This is a genomic window from Microbacterium dauci (assembly GCF_030065535.1).
Classification (GTDB): domain Bacteria; phylum Actinomycetota; class Actinomycetes; order Actinomycetales; family Microbacteriaceae; genus Microbacterium; species Microbacterium dauci.
In genome coordinates this window covers 298348-314597 of record NZ_JASJND010000001.1, presented here as the reverse complement: position 1 = coordinate 314597, position 16250 = coordinate 298348, and the positions used below count along the sequence as shown (strand labels likewise).

At 70.5% G+C, this 16250-nt stretch carries 16 protein-coding genes; 10 read left to right on the top strand and 6 right to left on the bottom strand.

The window, feature by feature from the left end; genetic code table 11:
- The first annotated feature begins 174 nt into the window (after positions 1 to 174).
- Complete coding sequence (locus QNI14_RS01455) at positions 175 to 1518, top strand: amidohydrolase family protein (RefSeq protein WP_283714408.1); 1344 nt, start codon at positions 175 to 177, stop codon at positions 1516 to 1518.
- A gap of 49 nt (positions 1519 to 1567) precedes the next feature.
- Here QNI14_RS01455 and QNI14_RS01450 read toward each other — a convergent pair whose 3' ends face one another.
- A complete protein-coding gene (locus QNI14_RS01450) occupies positions 1568 to 2569 on the bottom strand; it encodes a PDR/VanB family oxidoreductase (protein ID WP_283714407.1) in 1002 nt (333 codons plus the stop codon).
- A gap of 196 nt (positions 2570 to 2765) precedes the next feature.
- On the opposite strand from QNI14_RS01450, the gene QNI14_RS01445 reads away from it, so the two are divergent.
- From QNI14_RS01445 to QNI14_RS01430, 4 genes are all read left to right on the top strand, one after another.
- On the top strand, positions 2766 to 4058 hold the full coding sequence (locus tag QNI14_RS01445; protein WP_283714406.1) for an amidohydrolase family protein: 1293 nt from the start codon (positions 2766 to 2768) through the stop codon (positions 4056 to 4058).
- The gene (locus QNI14_RS01440; protein ID WP_283714405.1) at positions 4055 to 4846 is read left to right on the top strand and encodes an ABC transporter ATP-binding protein; all 792 of its coding nucleotides are present in this window, start codon (positions 4055 to 4057) and stop codon (positions 4844 to 4846) included. The genes QNI14_RS01445 and QNI14_RS01440 overlap by 4 nt, the downstream gene beginning before the upstream one ends.
- On the top strand, positions 4843 to 5760 hold the full coding sequence (locus QNI14_RS01435; RefSeq protein ID WP_283714404.1) for an ABC transporter permease: 918 nt from the start codon (positions 4843 to 4845) through the stop codon (positions 5758 to 5760). The genes QNI14_RS01440 and QNI14_RS01435 overlap by 4 nt, the downstream gene beginning before the upstream one ends.
- Positions 5761 to 5845: 85 nt before the next feature.
- Entirely contained in the window at positions 5846 to 7051 is a 1206-nt protein-coding gene (locus QNI14_RS01430) for a hypothetical protein (RefSeq protein WP_283714403.1), read from the top strand.
- 56 nt (positions 7052 to 7107) lie between these two features.
- On the opposite strand, the gene QNI14_RS01425 is transcribed toward QNI14_RS01430, so the two are convergent.
- Positions 7108 to 7716 carry a cyclodeaminase/cyclohydrolase family protein gene (locus QNI14_RS01425; protein WP_283714402.1) on the bottom strand — a complete coding sequence of 203 codons (609 nt, stop codon included), beginning with the start codon at positions 7714 to 7716 and terminating at the stop codon, positions 7108 to 7110.
- Between the two features lie 153 nt (positions 7717 to 7869).
- Between QNI14_RS01425 and QNI14_RS01420 the strand changes: the two genes are divergently transcribed.
- Both QNI14_RS01420 and QNI14_RS01415 read left to right on the top strand, forming a co-directional pair.
- Complete coding sequence (locus QNI14_RS01420) at positions 7870 to 9006, top strand: methylenetetrahydrofolate reductase C-terminal domain-containing protein (RefSeq protein WP_283714401.1); 1137 nt, start codon at positions 7870 to 7872, stop codon at positions 9004 to 9006.
- Positions 9003 to 10073 (top strand): methylenetetrahydrofolate reductase C-terminal domain-containing protein, encoded by a 1071-nt coding sequence (locus QNI14_RS01415; protein WP_283714400.1) that lies wholly within the window; start codon positions 9003 to 9005, stop codon positions 10071 to 10073. The genes QNI14_RS01420 and QNI14_RS01415 overlap by 4 nt, the downstream gene beginning before the upstream one ends.
- Before the next feature lie 8 nt (positions 10074 to 10081).
- Here the strand turns inward: QNI14_RS01415 and QNI14_RS01410 are convergent, their stop codons facing one another.
- Positions 10082 to 10720 (bottom strand): helix-turn-helix domain-containing protein, encoded by a 639-nt coding sequence (locus QNI14_RS01410; RefSeq protein WP_283714399.1) that lies wholly within the window; start codon positions 10718 to 10720, stop codon positions 10082 to 10084.
- 34 nt (positions 10721 to 10754) lie between these two features.
- Here QNI14_RS01410 and QNI14_RS01405 point away from each other — a divergent pair, with 34 nt between their 5' ends.
- From QNI14_RS01405 to QNI14_RS01395, 3 genes are read left to right on the top strand one after another with little or no spacing between them, the layout of a single operon-like run.
- Positions 10755 to 12128: an FAD-binding oxidoreductase gene (locus tag QNI14_RS01405; protein ID WP_283714398.1), complete on the top strand. Its 1374-nt coding sequence runs from the start codon at positions 10755 to 10757 to the stop codon at positions 12126 to 12128.
- Positions 12125 to 12925 (top strand): creatininase family protein, encoded by an 801-nt coding sequence (locus tag QNI14_RS01400; RefSeq protein WP_283714397.1) that lies wholly within the window; start codon positions 12125 to 12127, stop codon positions 12923 to 12925. Before QNI14_RS01405 ends, QNI14_RS01400 begins: the two co-directional genes overlap by 4 nt.
- Positions 12922 to 13578: a pyridoxamine 5'-phosphate oxidase family protein gene (locus tag QNI14_RS01395; RefSeq protein WP_121059505.1), complete on the top strand. Its 657-nt coding sequence runs from the start codon at positions 12922 to 12924 to the stop codon at positions 13576 to 13578. Before QNI14_RS01400 ends, QNI14_RS01395 begins: the two co-directional genes overlap by 4 nt.
- 22 nt (positions 13579 to 13600) lie before the next feature.
- Here QNI14_RS01395 and QNI14_RS01390 read toward each other — a convergent pair whose 3' ends face one another.
- From QNI14_RS01390 to QNI14_RS01380, 3 genes are all read right to left on the bottom strand, one after another.
- A complete protein-coding gene (locus tag QNI14_RS01390; protein ID WP_283714396.1) occupies positions 13601 to 14098 on the bottom strand; it encodes an HNH endonuclease in 498 nt (165 codons plus the stop codon).
- Between the two features lie 305 nt (positions 14099 to 14403).
- Positions 14404 to 15252, bottom strand: coding sequence for a M23 family metallopeptidase (locus QNI14_RS01385; protein ID WP_283714395.1), 849 nt, complete (start codon positions 15250 to 15252; stop codon positions 14404 to 14406).
- Positions 15253 to 15487: 235 nt separating this feature from the next.
- Complete coding sequence (locus tag QNI14_RS01380) at positions 15488 to 16192, bottom strand: iron-dependent transcriptional repressor DtxR (protein WP_283714394.1); 705 nt, start codon at positions 16190 to 16192, stop codon at positions 15488 to 15490.
- Positions 16193 to 16250 lie beyond the last annotated feature (58 nt).

Genomic DNA, 16250 nt, shown 5'->3' with positions numbered 1-16250 from the left:
ATACGCACGGGTTCCGACATTGCCCGAAGACGGATGCCACTCCCCGCACGACCCGCGCGAACGCGGTGTCAGACGGTGTCAGGCTGCGAGCGCCAGGTACGGCTCCCAGGCCGGGTCGGTGCGCTCGGTACCGCGCACATCTACCCGAAACATGCGGCTGATAGGACGGACAGCATGACCGGCTCGCTCACCCTCACCGGCGCCTCGCGCATCGTGGAACGCTTCGACGATCCGACGGGGGACCGCGGCGGCGACCTCCTGATCCGCGACGGACGGGTCGTCACCAACGCCGACGACGCGGGCTCCCCCACGATCCTCGACGCGGAGGGCGGCATCGTCACCCCCGGCCTCGTCAACGCACACCACCACCTGCTGCAGTCAGGGTTCCGCACGCTGCCGGGAACCCGTGGCGTACCGATGCGCGAATGGCTGCCCGCGATGGCGACCGCGTACGCCGCCGCCCGCATCGAGGCCTCGCTGGCCGGCGCGACCGCAGGGGTCGGCATCGCCGAGTCGCTGCTCTGCGGGGTGACCACGGTCGCCGATCACCAGCTCAACTGGCCCGACCCGACGACCAGCGACGATCCGATCGGCGACACCGTGGCCATCGCGCGCGCGGTCGCCGCTGCCTCATTCACCCTCGGCGCCCGACTCGTGTTCGTGCGCGGCTCGGCACGCGACGCCCCGGATGTCGCGGCGGCGAGCGCGGAGGAGATCGTGCGCGCTCTGCTGCCCGACGCGGCGTCTTCACCCGGAGGCACGAGCGCCGACGGCATGCTGCAGCTGGCCGTCGGCCCTGCGGGCGTGCACTCCGATACGGAGGAGACCTTCCGCGCCCTCGCCGAGGTAGCCCGGCGCTACGGTCTGCGACGGCGCACTCAGGCGAACGAGCAGGTCGACACCGAAATAGCCCTGTCCCGTTACGGCCGCCGCCCCCTGGACCTCCTCGCAGAATGGGGCTGGCTCGAGCCCGGTGTGACGATCGCGCACCTCTGCGACGTCACCGACGAGGAGGTCATGCGACTCGCCGACGCCGGCGTCACCGCGACCCATGCCCCGGGCTGCGACGTGCCGATGGGGTGGGGCATCGCACCGGTGCGCCGACTGCAGGAGGCCGGCATCGACGTGGGCCTCGGCACCTCCGGCGGCGGCTCCAACGACGCCGGTCACCTCCTCGCCGACGCGCGCCTGGCGATGCAGGTGTCGGGCCTGGTCGGAGCCGCCCTCCCCGCACGCGACGTGCTCGCCATGGCCACCTCCGGAGGGAGTGCCGGGCTCGGCCGCGCGGACCTCGGCATCCTGTCGCCGGGAAGCGCGGGCGATTTCTGCGTCTGGGACGTCTCCGGAGTCGCCGACGCCGGCGTCGCCGACCCGGTCGCCGGGCTGCTGTGGGCCCATCCGGGGCGCCGTCCCCGGCACGTGGTGGTCGCCGGGCGCGTCGTCGTCCGTGACTACCGGCTCATCACCGCCGACGAGGCCGCCCTCACCGCCGCCCTCCGGGAGCGCGTCGGCCGCTGATCGCACGCCCACTCCACCCGCGGTCGACGCCATACCGCGACGACGACGGTCAGGCGTCGATCACGATGCGCGCGCACGCCGCGCGCGACACGCACACCATCATGCTCGCGCTCTGCTCGCGCTCGAGGGGGGTGAGCACGGAGTCGCGGTGCTCGATCTGCCCCTCGAGGACCGGCACCTCACAGGTGCCGCAGGTGCCGCGACGGCAACTGGAGAGCACCATGGTCGCCGGGCTCTGCTCCTCGATCGCCTCGAGCACCGACTGTCCGGGCTGCACGGTGACGACGTCTCCGGACAGGGCGAGCTCGACCTCGAACGGATCCGGCCAGACCGGTTCTCCGTATTCAATCGCCTCGAACCGTTCGACCCGCAGCGCCTCGGTGCGGCCGGCGTCCGCGAAACCCTCTTCGAGCGCGGCGATCAGGCGGGCGGGCCCGCACGCGTAGACGAGGTCACCCTCACCGGCGGCATCCACCACCCCAGCCACATCGAGGCGCGCACCGGTGTCGGCGGGATACAGGCGCACTCGCCCCTGGCCGGCATCGAGGGCGCGCAGCTCATCGACGAACGCCATCGTCGACAGCGACCGCCCGGCGTAGTCGAGTGTCCAGTCCACGCCCGCGTGTGCGGCGGCGCGGACCATGCCGAGAATCGGCGTGATCCCGATGCCGCCCGCGACGAATCGATGCGTCTTTCCCGGGACGATCTCGCAGCTGAAGTGATTGCGGGGTCCGCGCACGCGCAGCCGCTGCCCGACCTGCACCTCGTCGTGCACGCGCACCGAACCGCCGCGCCCCTCGTCCTCGCGCAACACCGCGACGCGCCACGTCGAGCGGTCGGCGGCATCACCGCAGAGCGAATACTGACGTTCCACACGCTCGGCCGCCGGCGTGCGCGCGTCGGAGAAGATCAGATCGACGTGCGATCCAGGCTCCCAGGCGGGCAAGTCGCGACCGTTGTGCGCGACGAGGTCCAGTGCCACGACGCCGTGGGCCAATTCGGTACGGGCAGCGACCACGAGGTCGCGTTCGACGTCACTGAAGTAGCTCATAGATCCCACTCTCTCCGCTCGCAGGGCGCCCTCGTGCGCGGGGGCGCCGGTCGGCCGCACTCGTTGCGCGGATTTAACACGGCCGCAATCCCGACAGGCCTGCCAGGAAACACGTCGAGCGTTTACTGATTCTCACCCGATGTTGGCCATACCAACAACACCCCGCGACACGACAGAGCACGAGGAGGACGACCCGATGGATGCCGAACTCCTCAAGCCCGGCCAGCGCATCGCCGCCCTGACGGGCCTCACCCCGAGCGGCGAGATCGGCGAGAGCCTGGCCTTCGAAGAAGGCTTCGTCGTCGATGCGGCCGCGTCGGAGTCCACCGGCGACGTTCTCGGCGAGACCGTCGACGCGTCCGGTTGGATCGCGTTGCCACCGCTCGCGGATCTGCACGCGCACCTGGACAAGGGCTATACCTGGACCTCGTTCGGCCAGCCCGAGGGATCCCTCGACGACGCGATCGCCTGCTGGATCGATCACGGTGAGAACCACTCCTCCGACGACATCAAGGTCGGCGCCCGACGACACCTGATCGCTGCGCTGCATGCCGGGGTCACGGCCGTCCGCTCGCACACCAACTACCACCTGGGCGACGATCCCCTCCGCGGCGTACGCGCGCTCGTCGAGCTGCGCGCCGAGTTCGCCGGCGTCGTCGACCTGCAGATCGTCGCGAGCCCCGGCGCGTCCGACGGCCCCGACGACCTCGGGCGCGCAGCGGTGGCCCTCGGCGTCGATCTCATCGGAGGCTTCCCCCACCTCGCCGACGATCCGAGTGCCGACCTCGAGCGCGCCGCCGCGTTCGCCGAGGAGTTCGGTCTCGGCATCGACCTCCACACCGACGAGACGCTCGATCCGACATCCATGGGCCTCGCCGAACTCGCCGCCCGCACGCGCCACTGGCCCGCCGGGGTGATCCGCTCCGCCGGGCACTGCGTGAGCCTGTCGACGCAGGATGCCGACACCCGCCGCCGCACGCTCGCCGCCGTCGCCGACGCAGGCATCTCGATCATCACCAACCCGCTGACCAACCTGTATCTGCAGGGCTGGCAGCACCCGGTCGCCACCCCCCGCGGCATCCCTCCCCTGCGCGAGATCATCGCAGCCGGCGTCACGCTCGCCGCCGGGGGCGACAACGTGCAGGACCCGTTCAACCCGCTCGGCAACGCCGACATGGTCGACGTCGCCTCCGCACTCGTCATCGCCGGTCACCTCACCCCCGCCGAGGCATGGCACGTCAGCTCCAGCGGGGGACGCGCCGCCTTCGGCCTGCCGCCCGCACGGGGTCGTGTCGGCGATGTCGCCGATGTCGTGCTCGTCCGCGCCGCCCACGTCGCCGAGGCGCTCGCCGAGCGGGCACCGGACCGCATCGTGATCCGCGACGGGCGCGTCGTCGCCGTTCGCCGCCGCGTGGTCGACAGCGTGCTCGACCTTTCCGCCCTGCCCACCCCGCCCTCCACCCCGACCACCGAGGGAGCACTGATATGAACACCACGATCGACACCACCGCGCCGGCCACGGCGTCGACATCGGTCGGCGCCACCCCGGCGCCGACCCTCGCCTTCACCGACGTGGCCAAGGTGTTCGCCACCGGCACACGCGCGCTGGAGGACATCTCGTTCGGTGTCCGTCCGGGCGAGTTCGTGTCCGTCGTCGGTCCATCCGGCTGCGGCAAGTCGACGCTGCTCCGGCTGGCCGCCGGGCTCGACGATGCCACCGAGGGCGTGGTCGACGTTCACGCCGACACGACGAGCTTCGTCTTCCAGGAGGCGACCCTGCTCGAGTGGCGGACGGCCCAGCGCAACGTCGAACTGGTCGGAGAGCTCGCCGGCGTCGGGGCGGCGGAGCGACGCCGACGCGCCTCTGAGGCCCTCGACCTCGTCGGGCTGAAGGGCTTCGAGGATCAACACCCTCGCGCGCTGTCCGGCGGCATGCGCATGCGCGTCTCGATCGCACGTGCTCTCGTGGCGGAGCCGCAGCTCGCCCTCTTCGACGAGCCCTTCGGCGCGCTCGACGAGATCACCCGTCTGAAGATGCAGACGGAACTGCAGCGCCTCTTCCAGCTCAAGGGGTTCGCCGCCATGTTCATCACGCACTCGATCTCCGAGGCCGTGTACCTCTCCAGCCGCGTTCTGGTGATGAGCGGACGGCCCGGCCGCATCGTCGACGACATCGAGCTCCCCTGGTCCTACCCCCGATCACCCGAGCTGCGCTACGAACCCGAGTTCGGGCGCATCGTCGGACACCTCTCGCACGCTTTGGAGGCCCACTCGTGAGTCAGAACCTCGCCCTGAAAGCCCCCGCGGCGCTCGCCGACACGCCCTCGTCCGAGACGGTGAACACCGCGGCATCCACCGAGACGATGGCCGCGCGACGCCCTCGCACCCGCAGTGCCGGGTCGGTCGCCCGCAGCGCCTGGGCGCGGGCCATGCCGATCCTGGCGGCGCTCGTCGGCATCATCGCGATCTGGTATGCCGTGTCGTATCTGCTGCTCAGCGAGAGTCGCCGGTTCCTGCTGCCGCCGCCGCACCAGATGCTGGCGGAGACGATCGGCAACGACAAGGTGATCGGACCGATGATCGCCGCGCTCGGTCAGACCATCACGGTCGCCCTCATCGGCCTCGCGATCGCCGTCGTCATCGGCATGGGGTGGGCGATCGTCATGTCGCAGTGGGCCCTCGCCGAGAAGATCCTCTACCCGTATGCGGTCATTCTGCAGACCATCCCGATCCTCGCCCTCACGCCGCTGATCGGCATCTGGATGGGCTACGGACTGCCCGCTCGCATCGTGGTCTGCGTCATCATCGCGGTGTTCCCGATGATCTCCAACACGCTGTTCGGCCTGCAATCGGCCACCCCCGCCGCCCACGATCTGTTCACGCTGCAGAAGGCGACCAAGTGGCAACGGATGACCAAGCTCATGCTGCCGGCCGCCATCCCGTCGATCTTCACCGGTCTGCGTCAGTCGGCGGGCCTCGCCGTCATCGGAGCGATCGTCGGCGACTTCTTCTTCCAGCAGGGCAGCCAGGGCATCGGCGGACTGCTGCGTACCTACACGCTGCGTCTGAACATGGAGCCGCTGTTCCTCGCGATCATCTTCACCGCGCTGTTCGGTGTGATCGTCTTCTCGATCTTCGCCACGCTCGACCGTGTCGTGGTCGGTCGCCTGTTCGGCGTCGCCACACGCTGAGCGACCGCTTCTTCCCCGCCCGCACCACACAACACGCACTACCCGTTTGTCCCGTATCGCACCCGAAGCCCTCAAGGAGGACACCGTGTCACAGCCCGCTTCCCTCTCCCGCCGGATGATCGCACGAGCCGTCGCGGTCGGCGCGCTCACCGCGACCGTCGCCGCCGTTGCGGGATGCTCCAGCTCCGACGCCGCGGCGCCGGAGACCACCTCGACAGCCGCCGTGGCAGAGAAGGGTGGTCCGCTCGACCTTGCGAGCGTCTGCCCGGCGACGATCGTCATGCAGCAGGACTGGCAGCCCGAATCGGAGCACGGCGCCATGTACAACCTCGTCGGCGACGGTTACACCGTCGACACAGACAAGAAGACCGTGACCGGCCCGCTCGTCGTCGACGGCACGGATACCGGGGTGAAGATCGAGGTCCGCTCCGGCGGGCCCGCCGTCAACTTCCAGCCGGTGCCGGCATTGATGTACCTCGACCCCGACATCCTCATCGGCGCCGTGAACACCGACGCGGCGATCGTGGCGAATGCCGATCAACCGACCGTCGCGGTGACCTCGCAGATGACCTACAGCCCACAGATCCTCATGTGGGATCCGGCAAGCCACGACGGCGCGACGACGATCAAAGCGGCTGCGGCCGGCGGCGCCCCGATCGTCACCTCGGGCGACGTCATCCCAAACCTGCTGCTGTCGCAGGGCATCATCACGGCGTCGCAGATCGACATGAGCTACGAAGGCACTCCCCAGCGCTTCGTCTCCGACCCGAAGATCCTGCAGCAGGGCTTCGCCACCGCCGAGCCTTACATCTACAAGAACGAGATCTCGCAGTGGGGCAAGGACGTCGGCTACCAGCTGCTCTCCGAGCTCGGCTACAGCGTCTACCCCGAGCCGCTCGCGGTGCGCAAGGCCGACGTCACCGACAAGGCGGATTGCCTGAAGAAGCTCGTTCCGATCATGCAGCAGTCGCAGATCGACTTCCTCGACTCCCCCGAGCACGGCAACTCCGTGATCCTCGACCTGGTCGAGCAGTACGACACCGGCTGGACCTACTCCGAGGGCGTGGCGCAGTTCTCCGTCGAGCAGCAGAAGAAGCTCGGCATCGTCGCCAACGACGAGGCGTCGGGTGTGTTCGGTCAGTTCGACCCCGACCGCATGTCATCGATCGTGTCGGACTTCGCGCCGATCCTCGTCAGCGCCGGCAGCATCACGCAGGATGCGGCATCGGCGATCGACCCGTCCGAGCTCTACACGAACCAGTTCATCGACACCTCCATCAAGATGAACTGACTCACGGTCCCGGCGATGCCCTGACTCCTCGCGGGAGTCGGGGCATCGCTACGTCGTCACAAGGAAGCGGTGACGCGCTCGGCCAGCGCGTCGAGGCGCGCAGCGGCATCTTGCGCGTCGCCGATCGCATCGCGCAGGCGATGCACCGTGAGGGCGTCGGCGCCCGCTTCGGCGGCGCTCGCGGTGTTGCCCCGGAGGTTGACGGCGGTCGAACGGATGCCGCAGGCGAGCATGCGCCCGGCGACGGCAACATCCGGGGCCAGGCGAGGTTCGCCGAACCTCTCCAGCCAGCGGAGGTGACCGTCGAGGGATGCCGCGAGCGCGACCAGGACGACGCCGGCCTCGGCCGCCTGGACGGTCGCCGCGCGCAACGCGGCTCCGCGGCCCGGGTCAGCGAGGGGGCGCCGGAAGGCGGCGACGAGCAAGCCGGACATACGACCGTCGTGCTCCGCTGCCGCCAGCGCGTCGTCGCGAACCCGTGTCGCCGCGGCGACGACGTCGGCCGAACCCTCCGCCTGCGCGTAGCCGGCGGCCATGGCGACCAGCGCCGCGCCCGTGGCCACCACGACCCCGGCGGCCATTCCGCCACCCGGGTCCGGCACGGGCGCCGAGAGCCGCTGCAGCCAGTCATCGAGTGGGGCGAGGGCGAAATCGGGCGTCGGCATGGCCCCACTTTAGGGTCGCGCCCGCCGTAGATTTCCACGGCGACATCGACGCACACGCGACCGTAACACTGACGAAACGGTGGCCTCCTACAGTGGCATTGTTGGTGAGACCAACAATGCCCGACGGTCCTGATGAGCGCGAGAGGAATACCCATGACCGCTCCTCTCCCCCTGCGGGACGCGACGCAGCGCTGTCCGAAGAGTATGGTGTACGGTCCGTGCGGCGGCGTAACGCTCGACGGCGGATGTGAAGTCCCCGGCATCCGCTGCTCGTTCGTCGACCATGCCGCCGCCCTGAACGGCCTCGCGTTCTCGCCGGACGACGTGCAGGCCCCGGCTGCCGCCTATGACAGCGGAGACATGCTCCATGCCCGGCCACGCACCGCCGCGGCTGACGAGTTCGCGGTGCTCGTCGAGGCGGGCGGAGTGATCACCGCCGATCTGCCGATCCGGTCGGCCGACCCCGCAGTGATCACCGAGGCCGGCGCTCGCCTGCGGGAGCTGACCGCCGTCATCGCGGGAGAGCCGCCGGGTCTCCGCGACGCCCTCAGCCCCACGCACAAGGCGCTTCTGCTCACGACCGCCGGGTCGCGCGTGCTCGCCGGCCTGACGTGCCGCGATCGCAACCGGGTCGCACTCGAAGGCGAGCTCGCCGCCCTCGCCGATCTGGGCGTCTCCGGCGTGCTCGCGGTCACGGGCGACCATCCCGCATCGACCGCGCTGCCGCAGGCCCGCCCGGTGTTCGACCTCGACGCGACCCGCCTGGCCGCCCTCGCCCGTCGCGCCGGCCTCTTCGTCGCCGTCGCCGAGCAACCGACCGCGCCGCCGGTCGAGTACCGGCCGACCCGCCTCGCGGTGAAGGCGCGCGCCGGCGCAGAGCTCGGCATCCTCAACCTGTGCGGAGACATCTCCGCGATCACGCGATTCACCGCCGCCGTCGCCGCGACCGCAGCACCGATACATGTCTTGGCATCGGTGCCCGTGGTCATCTCTGCGGCCGCCGCGCGGCGGCTCGCCGCCCTTCCGGGCGCCGCTCTTCCAGCCGACATCGTCGCGGCGGTGACGAGTGCGGACGATCCGGTCGAGGCCGGCATCCGCTCCGCCGTCGCCTGGGCACGGCGGGCACTCACGATCCCGGGCGTCGCGGGCATCCACCTCTCGGCGATCTCCGATCACGGCACGGCCGGGGCGGACGCCTCGGGACTCGCGGCCGTCGACGCGGTGGCCACCACGGCCGCCCGTCTGCGCGCCGGGATCGCGTCGCGCGCCGACGAGGCGGGGGCAGCATGAGCGTGCACACCCAGGAGAGGACGCCCTCGCTCCCCGCGACACGCATCGCCGGGTGCCCCAAGTCGATGACCTACGGCCCCTGCGGCGGCGTCAACGGAGACGGCACGTGCGAAGTCGACCCGACCCCCTGTGTCTTCCTGCACCGGAACCTCCCCATCCGCTGGTCCGCCGAGCCCCCCGCCGGCGGCCCGGCCGAGGTGGCGACGACGGCGGGACGCGAGCTGTCGGCGATCGCGGCCAAGCGCCCGCTCGTCTTCACCGGCTTTCCCGTTCGCGCTCTGCGATCCGATGCCGTCGGGCCGTCGGCCGAGGCGCTGACCGGAAGCACCGACGCCGTCCTGTCCGGCGACGCCGGACGCGCGCGTGTGCAGTTCCCGCCGTCGTACCGCGCAGCGCTGATCGGCGCGACCGGTCTGCGCCTGTGGATGGGCTTCAACGCCCGTGACCGCAACCGCACGGCGCTGGAGCGCGAGCTTCGGTCGCTGCGCGCGCTGGGGGTCGCCGGCGTGCACTGCGTCACGGGCGATCACACCCAGACGGGCGATCGACCCGACGCCCGCCCCGTATTCGACCTCGAGTCCACCACGACGCTCCCGCGCGCCGGCGCCCTGGGGATTCTGACCTCGTTCGCCGAGTCCCCCGCGGCTCCCCCGCTCGCCGAGCGCGGCGCCCGAGTCGCCGAGAAACAGCGCGCCGGTGGCCGGATGTGCCTCACGCAGTACGCCGGGGATGCCGAGGAGGTCGCCGCCTTCGTCGAGCTGTGCCGCCGAGCCGGCGCAACCGCGCCGGTCCTTCCGGGCGTGCCCCTGGTCGTCGACCGAGATGGCGCTCGGCTGCTCGCCTCGTTCCACGCCGCGAAGCTCCCTTCCGGGTTCATCGATCGACTCTTCGCCGCGCGGGACGTGCGGGCGGAGGGCATTCGGCTCGCTGTCGAATACGGCAGGTCCCTGATCGAGACCGGCGTCGTCGGAGGGGTGGTCATCGCCGGCGGCGCGCGTCCAGGCGGCGAAGCGGCCTATGCCGCCGACCTCGCCACGGTCGCGCGCGCGCTCGGAGGCGGATCGTGAGCGGCCGTTCAGTGGCCCCCCGCACGACCTTCCTTCACGGTGAGCACCTGGACGGGCCGATCCGGGTCGGTCCGCCAGCGATGACGTATGCCTCCCTGGTAATACACGGCGTCGCCGGCGTCGAGAACGAACTCCTCGGCATCCAACACAACGGTCAGGCGCCCCTCGAGCACGTAGACGAACTCCTCCTCGTCGTGCACCCACCACAGGTCCTCCGTGAAGCTCCCCGACATCACCATGGGCACGAACCGAGGGTGGTCGCGGGCCAGCACTCTCAGAGGGCTTCCGCCGGCATCGAGCGGCGTCGCCTCGCTCGCCCGGAAGACGTGGAACGTGCCAGCCCCCCGCGGCTCGGTGTCGGCGTCGTCGGTGAGAAGAGCCTGTTGCGTGGTCCCGAGCGCCTGCGCGACGCGGAACAGCGACGTCATGCTCATCCGCTCCAACCCGCGCTCGACCTGGCTGAGGAACGAGTGGGACAGCTCTGCCTGCGTCGCGACCTGGGTGAGCGTGAGCCGTTGACTCTGCCGCAGCGCCCGGATCCTCGCCCCCAGCGCACGCGACGCCGAGGCCGGCCCATCGTCCGCCCGCTCGACCCCTGATGCGCTCGCCGCCGCGCCACCACGGCGCGAAGAGACGGCATCGGACATGACTGAAGACTATGACACACGAAAGGAAACCGAGATGACCGGCGCGACTCCCACCGACATCCTCGAGCCCACGGCATCCGATGCCGCACCGGACCCTGACTACGCCGCCCTCGAAGCCGCGCTGTCCGCGGCGTTGGGCCCCCGCGGCGTCTCCTCCGATCCGCGTCAGCGCGAGAAGGCGTCGGTCGACGGCGCGCGCATGTCGCCCATCATCGCCGAGCAGCTCCCGCTCGGTGTCGCCGATCTCGTCGCGTTTCCCGCGGATGCCGAGCAGATCGCCGAGACGGTACGCATCGCCGTCGCCCACGGCGCGTCGGTCACGCCGCGCGGCAAGGGCACCGGGAACTACGGCCAGGCGATCCCCATGCCCGGCGGTCTCGTGCTCGACACCTCACGCGCCCGGGCTGTCGTCGAGGTCGGCGACGGCTGGATCACCGCCGAGGCGGGGGCGCCGATGGCGACGCTCGAGCTCGCCGCGCGCCAGCACGGCCAGCAACTGTGGATGTACCCCTCCACCGTCCACTCGACCCTCGGCGGGTTCCTGTCCGGCGGATCCGGCGGCACGGGATCCATCGCGCACGGCTCGAACCACGAGGGCTTCGTCCTGGCCCTCGATGTCGTGACCCCGGCATCCGAGGGCGCGCTCCTGCACGTCGAGGGCGATGATGCGCTCGGGTACGTCCACAACTACGGCACCGCGGGCATCATCGCCCGGGCGACTGTGCGGCTCGAGCCGGCGAACGACTGGCGGGGCCTCTACGCGTCGTTCGAGGACTTCGCGGGCTCGATGTCGGTCCTGCAGCGCCTCGCGGCCCTGAGCCCGACGCCACGCCTCGTCTCCGCCGACGACCCGCACGTGTCGGCCCAGCTCCCGCCGGACCCCGCCTTCCCCGAGGGTCGCAGCTCTCTGCGCACCATCATCGACGCGAGCCTCATCGCGGAAGCGTCGCAGATCATCACCGCCGCCGGCGGGCGCGTCGAGGACGTCCGCGAAGGGCCCCAGGTGTCGGCCGCGATCTCGGTACTCAGCTACAACCACCCGATCGAGTGGCTGCAGAAGTCGGAACCGGGCGTGTATTTCCACGTCGAGGTGGGCGGCGACGCCCTCATCGATCGCCACGACGAGGTCATGGCCGTCTACCCGGGCGCGCACCTGCACATCGAGGCGACCCGGCTTCGCCCCATCGGCATGCTCGCCGGTGTCTACGAGAGCCCGGAACGCGTCGCCGCCGGCATCGCGGCACTCACCGACCTCGGCGTGGGAGTGCACAGCCCCCACCAGTGGAACGTGGACTTCCGCCTGCCCGAGACGATCGAGCTCGCCCGCCGCACCGATCCTCGGGGTCTTCTGAACCCCGGCAAGCTCAACCCGGACTACGCCGGTCCGGTGAAGGGAGCGATCCGATGACCACGGCGCCGCTCACGCCCCGGTCCCGTCAGTGGGCCGACCTGTCCGGACCCGCGCTCACGGCGGCCCTCACGGAACGCTCGATCGCCATCGTACCCATCGGTGCGATCGAGCACCACGGCCCCCATCTGCCGCTGCGCACGGACGCCCTCGTCGCAGAGGCGATCGCCACCGCGGCGGTGGAAAGGGTCGCCGCCGAGGGGATCGATGCCTGGGTGCTGCCGACGATCAGCTACGCCAAGTCGGACGAACACCATTGGGCACCGGGCACCGTGTGGCTCGAGGGCACCACGGTGCTCGACACGCTCGTCGACATCGGTCAGTCCATCGCGGCGACCCCCGCGCGAACGGTCGTCTTCGTCAACGGTCACGGGGGCAACGTCATGCTGCTGGGGTGGGCCAACCGGGAGCTCCGCCGCAGATTCGGCCTGCGCACGTTCTCGATGCCGGCCACGGCCTCCGGCGCCGGCGACGGTCGGGACGGACGCCCCGACGAGATGGGGCAGGGCATCCACGGCGGCTTCGCCGAGACTTCGCTGGTGATGCACCTGGCGCCGCACCTGGTCGCGCCCGACATGCCGGCCAGGAACATCCCCGAGCACATCGCCGGTCTCACCCACGTCGGCTTCAACCGCAAACCCGTCATGTTCGGCTGGACCAGCGACGACTTCGGCCCCGAGGGCGTGATCGGCGACGCGACCGGCGCCAACGCCGTCCACGGCGAGACGCTCTACGAGCGAGGCGTGGACTTCGTGTGCGAGGCGCTGGCCGAGATCGACGGGTTCGTGTTCGGGTGACCGCCTCGTACTCCCCCGGCATTCCGCCCACCGCCGTCGTGATCGATCACGACACCGATCCTGTGCAGTCCGACACACCGGCGGCCGACCCCCTCGCCCTCGCCGCGGCGTGGCTGCCCGGGCCCGGCGAGGACCGCATGCTGATGACGGTGTCGACCGTGGGCCTCGACGGCCTGCCCGACGCTCGGACCACGATGCTCAGCGATTACGACGGCGAGCGCTTCTTCTTCCACACCGATGCGAACAGCCGCAAGGTCGCCGAGCTCGCCGCCTCACCCGGGGTCGCTCTCACCATCCTGTGGCCCGGTGTCACGCGCCAACTCATCGTCCAGGGAACGGCGCGGCGCTCGCCTCGCACCGAATCCGACGCGGCCTACCGGCACCGCTCTCCGTATCTGCAGCAGCTCGCCTGGCAGAACACGGCGGAGTTCGCGCAGCGGCCACTCGCCGAGCGGCGCGCGCGGTGGCGGAACTTCCTAAGCGCGCACGGCGGTGCCGAGCAGCCCGTGTTCACGCCCCCGGAGGAATGGGTGGGATTCGCCGTCACGCCCCACCGGCTGGTGTTCTGGGTGTCTAACCCGGATGCCGCGAGCCGCCGCATCGCGTACACGCGCGAAGAGGCGGGTTGGGCACGCACGACCCTCCCCGGGTGAACGCGCTCCGGCCGGCTGACGCCTAGGCTGCGAGCGCCAGGTACGGCTCCCAGGCCGGGTCGGTGCGCTCGGTGCCGCGCACCCGCCACTGTGCGCCGTGCGGCGGCATCGGCAGCCACCGCAGCTCCCAGCGCATCTCCTGCGGGGTGCGGTCGCCCTTCATGTTGTTGCAGCGCAGGCACGCCGCGACGAGGTTCTCCCACGAGTCCGCCCCGCCGCGCGAACGCGGCAGGACGTGGTCGATCGTGGTCGCGCCCTTGCCGCAGTAGGCGCAGCGGTGTCCGTCACGGCGCAGGACGCCGCGTCGGGTGACCGGCACGCGTCTGCTCCCCGGGATGCGCACGTAGCGGGTGAGGAGGATCACGGCCGGTCGGTCGTACACGTCGTGTGCAGCCCAGACCGGGTCGTCCTCCACCCGCTCGATGATGGTGGCCTTATCGGTCATGACGAGCACGAGCGCTCGTTTGAACGACACGACGGCCAGGGGTTCGTATCCAGCGTTCAGCACCAGGGTGCGCATAGGGGTGTCCTCTCGAACGGCCGTGACGGCTTCAGCGGTTGTCCGGTTCGCGACGCGCATGCGTGCTGAGGGTGCGCAGGGACGAAAAAAGGCGCTGTCATGAGACAGCGCCTTCGTTCACACGACCGAGGTCGTGGCAGTGGTGCACGTGATGCCGCAGGACATAACGACCTAGCGCATTCCGGTTGCGAATGCGGGGTTGAGTGTCCATCGGCTTCCCCTCGGCTCGAACGAGCGTCGGGGTCAGGGTATTACACCCCGCTGTACCGCGGGGCGAACAGGAAGCGAACGGATGCCGCGTGTCGTCAGCCGGCGTTGGCCTGCAGCCAGGACTCGGCGTTGACGTAGCCGTTGTTCACCCGGATCTCGAGGTGCAGGTGCGATCCGTTGGCACGACCGGTGGCACCGACCTGGCCGATCAGCTGCCCGGCCGAGACGGTGTCGCCGACAGCGACGCGGCGAGTGCCGTAGGACATGTGCGCGTACAGCGAGGTGACGCTCTTGCCGCCGATGTTGTGGGCGACCTTCACGTAGACACCCCAACCGGGGCCCGCCTCGGACGATGCGACGACGGTGCCGTCGGCGACGGAGTAGATGCCCTCGCCGGAGCCGACCATGTAGTCGGTGCCCTTGTGCCCGGCGTACGGGGTGCCGAAGTTGTTGAAGTGCGCGAGCGGTCGGCGGACGATGCCGGACCCCGGGGCGACGAGCGGGACCGCGGACGAGAACGAGGTGGTCGATCCGGACGACAGGCGGGCGGCGAGCGCAGCCTTGGCCGCGGCTTCGGCGGCTTCCTTGTCCTTCTTCTCCTGGATCTCCTCGGGCGTCGTGGCGGAGTAGCCACCGCGCTCGAGGGCCTCAGGGGTGGCCTCGGAGGCGACGACGAGTGACTGCGCGCCGTCTGCGGAGATCTGCTGCAATGTGCGGGCCTCTGCGACGTCACCGGATTCGGCGGCGACGAATGCGGGAATCGCGACGGTCGCGACCATGCCGGCGACGGCGGCGAGGGTGACGAAGCTGCGGACGGGGTGCGGGCGGTTCGACGCGGCACGGTTCGCGGGCGCCTTCGCGGCGCGGCGGCGAAGCAGACGCGAGCTTCGTGAGGGGGTCGACGTCTCAGAGACTTCCGTCGACGGGTGGAACTGTTCAGCCAAGCTATCCTCCGGCGCCTTCGCATCGCAGGGGGGGCGCGATGCTGGCTCGTCGGCACTCAGTGTCGGGCACAGATGTACGGGTGTCACCGCGCGAATGACGAGCCGGAAAGGCAACTCGCGAAGCGGTCCGTGGCGGGCTTCTCGCCGTTGGACTCTCCGAGGCTACCCGAAGGTAACGAATAAGTCACGCTTCGGGCATGTCAGCGCCGCGACCTCCCAGGATCGCGGCGCGCGATCAGACGGTGCGTGCGTCGACGATGAAGAGGTGCGAGGCGACTTCGACGGGCAGCTCGAGCGCCTCGGCGGCACCGTCCATTTCGACGAGGACGTACCCCTCGCTGTACCGGAACGAGCCGGTTGCGCCCGGCACGACGCCGGCGTCGCGGAGCTGGGTCAGCAGCTCCGGGTCGACCTGCACGGGCTCCGCGAGGCGGCGGATGCTGCCGGTGATCGGTCCGCCCGCTTCGTCGAGGCGACGTACGAGACCGACGACGCCGGACTCGAAGGTGGCCGCCGCGACATCGCCGAGCTGGTCCAGCCCCGGGATCGGGTTGCCGTAGGGCGACTCGGTCGGGTGATCGAGCAGCTCGATGAGTCGGCGCTCGACGAGCTCGCTCATCACGTGCTCCCACCGGCAGGCCTCTTCGTGGACGTACGCCCAGTCCAAACCGATGACATCGCTCAGCAGTCGCTCCGCCAACCGGTGCTTGCGCATCACGTCGACGGCCTTCTGCCGGCCGGTGTCGGTGAGTTCGAGCTTGCGGACCTCGGTCACGACGACGAGTCCGTCGCGCTCCATGCGGCCGATCGTCTGGGAGACGGTGGGGCCGGAGTGGCCGAGACGCTCCGAGATCCGGGCACGCAGGGGCATGATGCCCTCTTCCTCGAGCTCGAGGATCGTCCGCAGATACATCTCGGTGGTGTCGATGAGGTCGGTCATCACATGCCTTCTCGCGCGGGGGTCGATCGACGTCCAGCCTATCCGGTCGCGTCTCGGT

Coding starts and splice junctions, on each gene's coding strand:
- QNI14_RS01420 (WP_283714401.1), top strand. CDS start 7,870: ATGACCGCTCCTCTCCCCCTGCGGGACGCGACGCAGCGCTGTCCGAAG.
- QNI14_RS01445 (WP_283714406.1), top strand. CDS start 2,766: ATGGATGCCGAACTCCTCAAGCCCGGCCAGCGCATCGCCGCCCTGACG.
- QNI14_RS01405 (WP_283714398.1), top strand. CDS start 10,755: ATGACCGGCGCGACTCCCACCGACATCCTCGAGCCCACGGCATCCGAT.
- QNI14_RS01425 (WP_283714402.1), bottom strand. CDS start 7,716: ATGCCGACGCCCGATTTCGCCCTCGCCCCACTCGATGACTGGCTGCAG.
- QNI14_RS01455 (WP_283714408.1), top strand. CDS start 175: ATGACCGGCTCGCTCACCCTCACCGGCGCCTCGCGCATCGTGGAACGC.
- QNI14_RS01440 (WP_283714405.1), top strand. CDS start 4,055: ATGAACACCACGATCGACACCACCGCGCCGGCCACGGCGTCGACATCG.
- QNI14_RS01390 (WP_283714396.1), bottom strand. CDS start 14,098: ATGCGCACCCTGGTGCTGAACGCTGGATACGAACCCCTGGCCGTCGTG.
- QNI14_RS01410 (WP_283714399.1), bottom strand. CDS start 10,720: ATGTCCGATGCCGTCTCTTCGCGCCGTGGTGGCGCGGCGGCGAGCGCA.
- QNI14_RS01415 (WP_283714400.1), top strand. CDS start 9,003: ATGAGCGTGCACACCCAGGAGAGGACGCCCTCGCTCCCCGCGACACGC.
- QNI14_RS01450 (WP_283714407.1), bottom strand. CDS start 2,569: ATGAGCTACTTCAGTGACGTCGAACGCGACCTCGTGGTCGCTGCCCGT.
- QNI14_RS01400 (WP_283714397.1), top strand. CDS start 12,125: ATGACCACGGCGCCGCTCACGCCCCGGTCCCGTCAGTGGGCCGACCTG.
- QNI14_RS01380 (WP_283714394.1), bottom strand. CDS start 16,192: ATGACCGACCTCATCGACACCACCGAGATGTATCTGCGGACGATCCTC.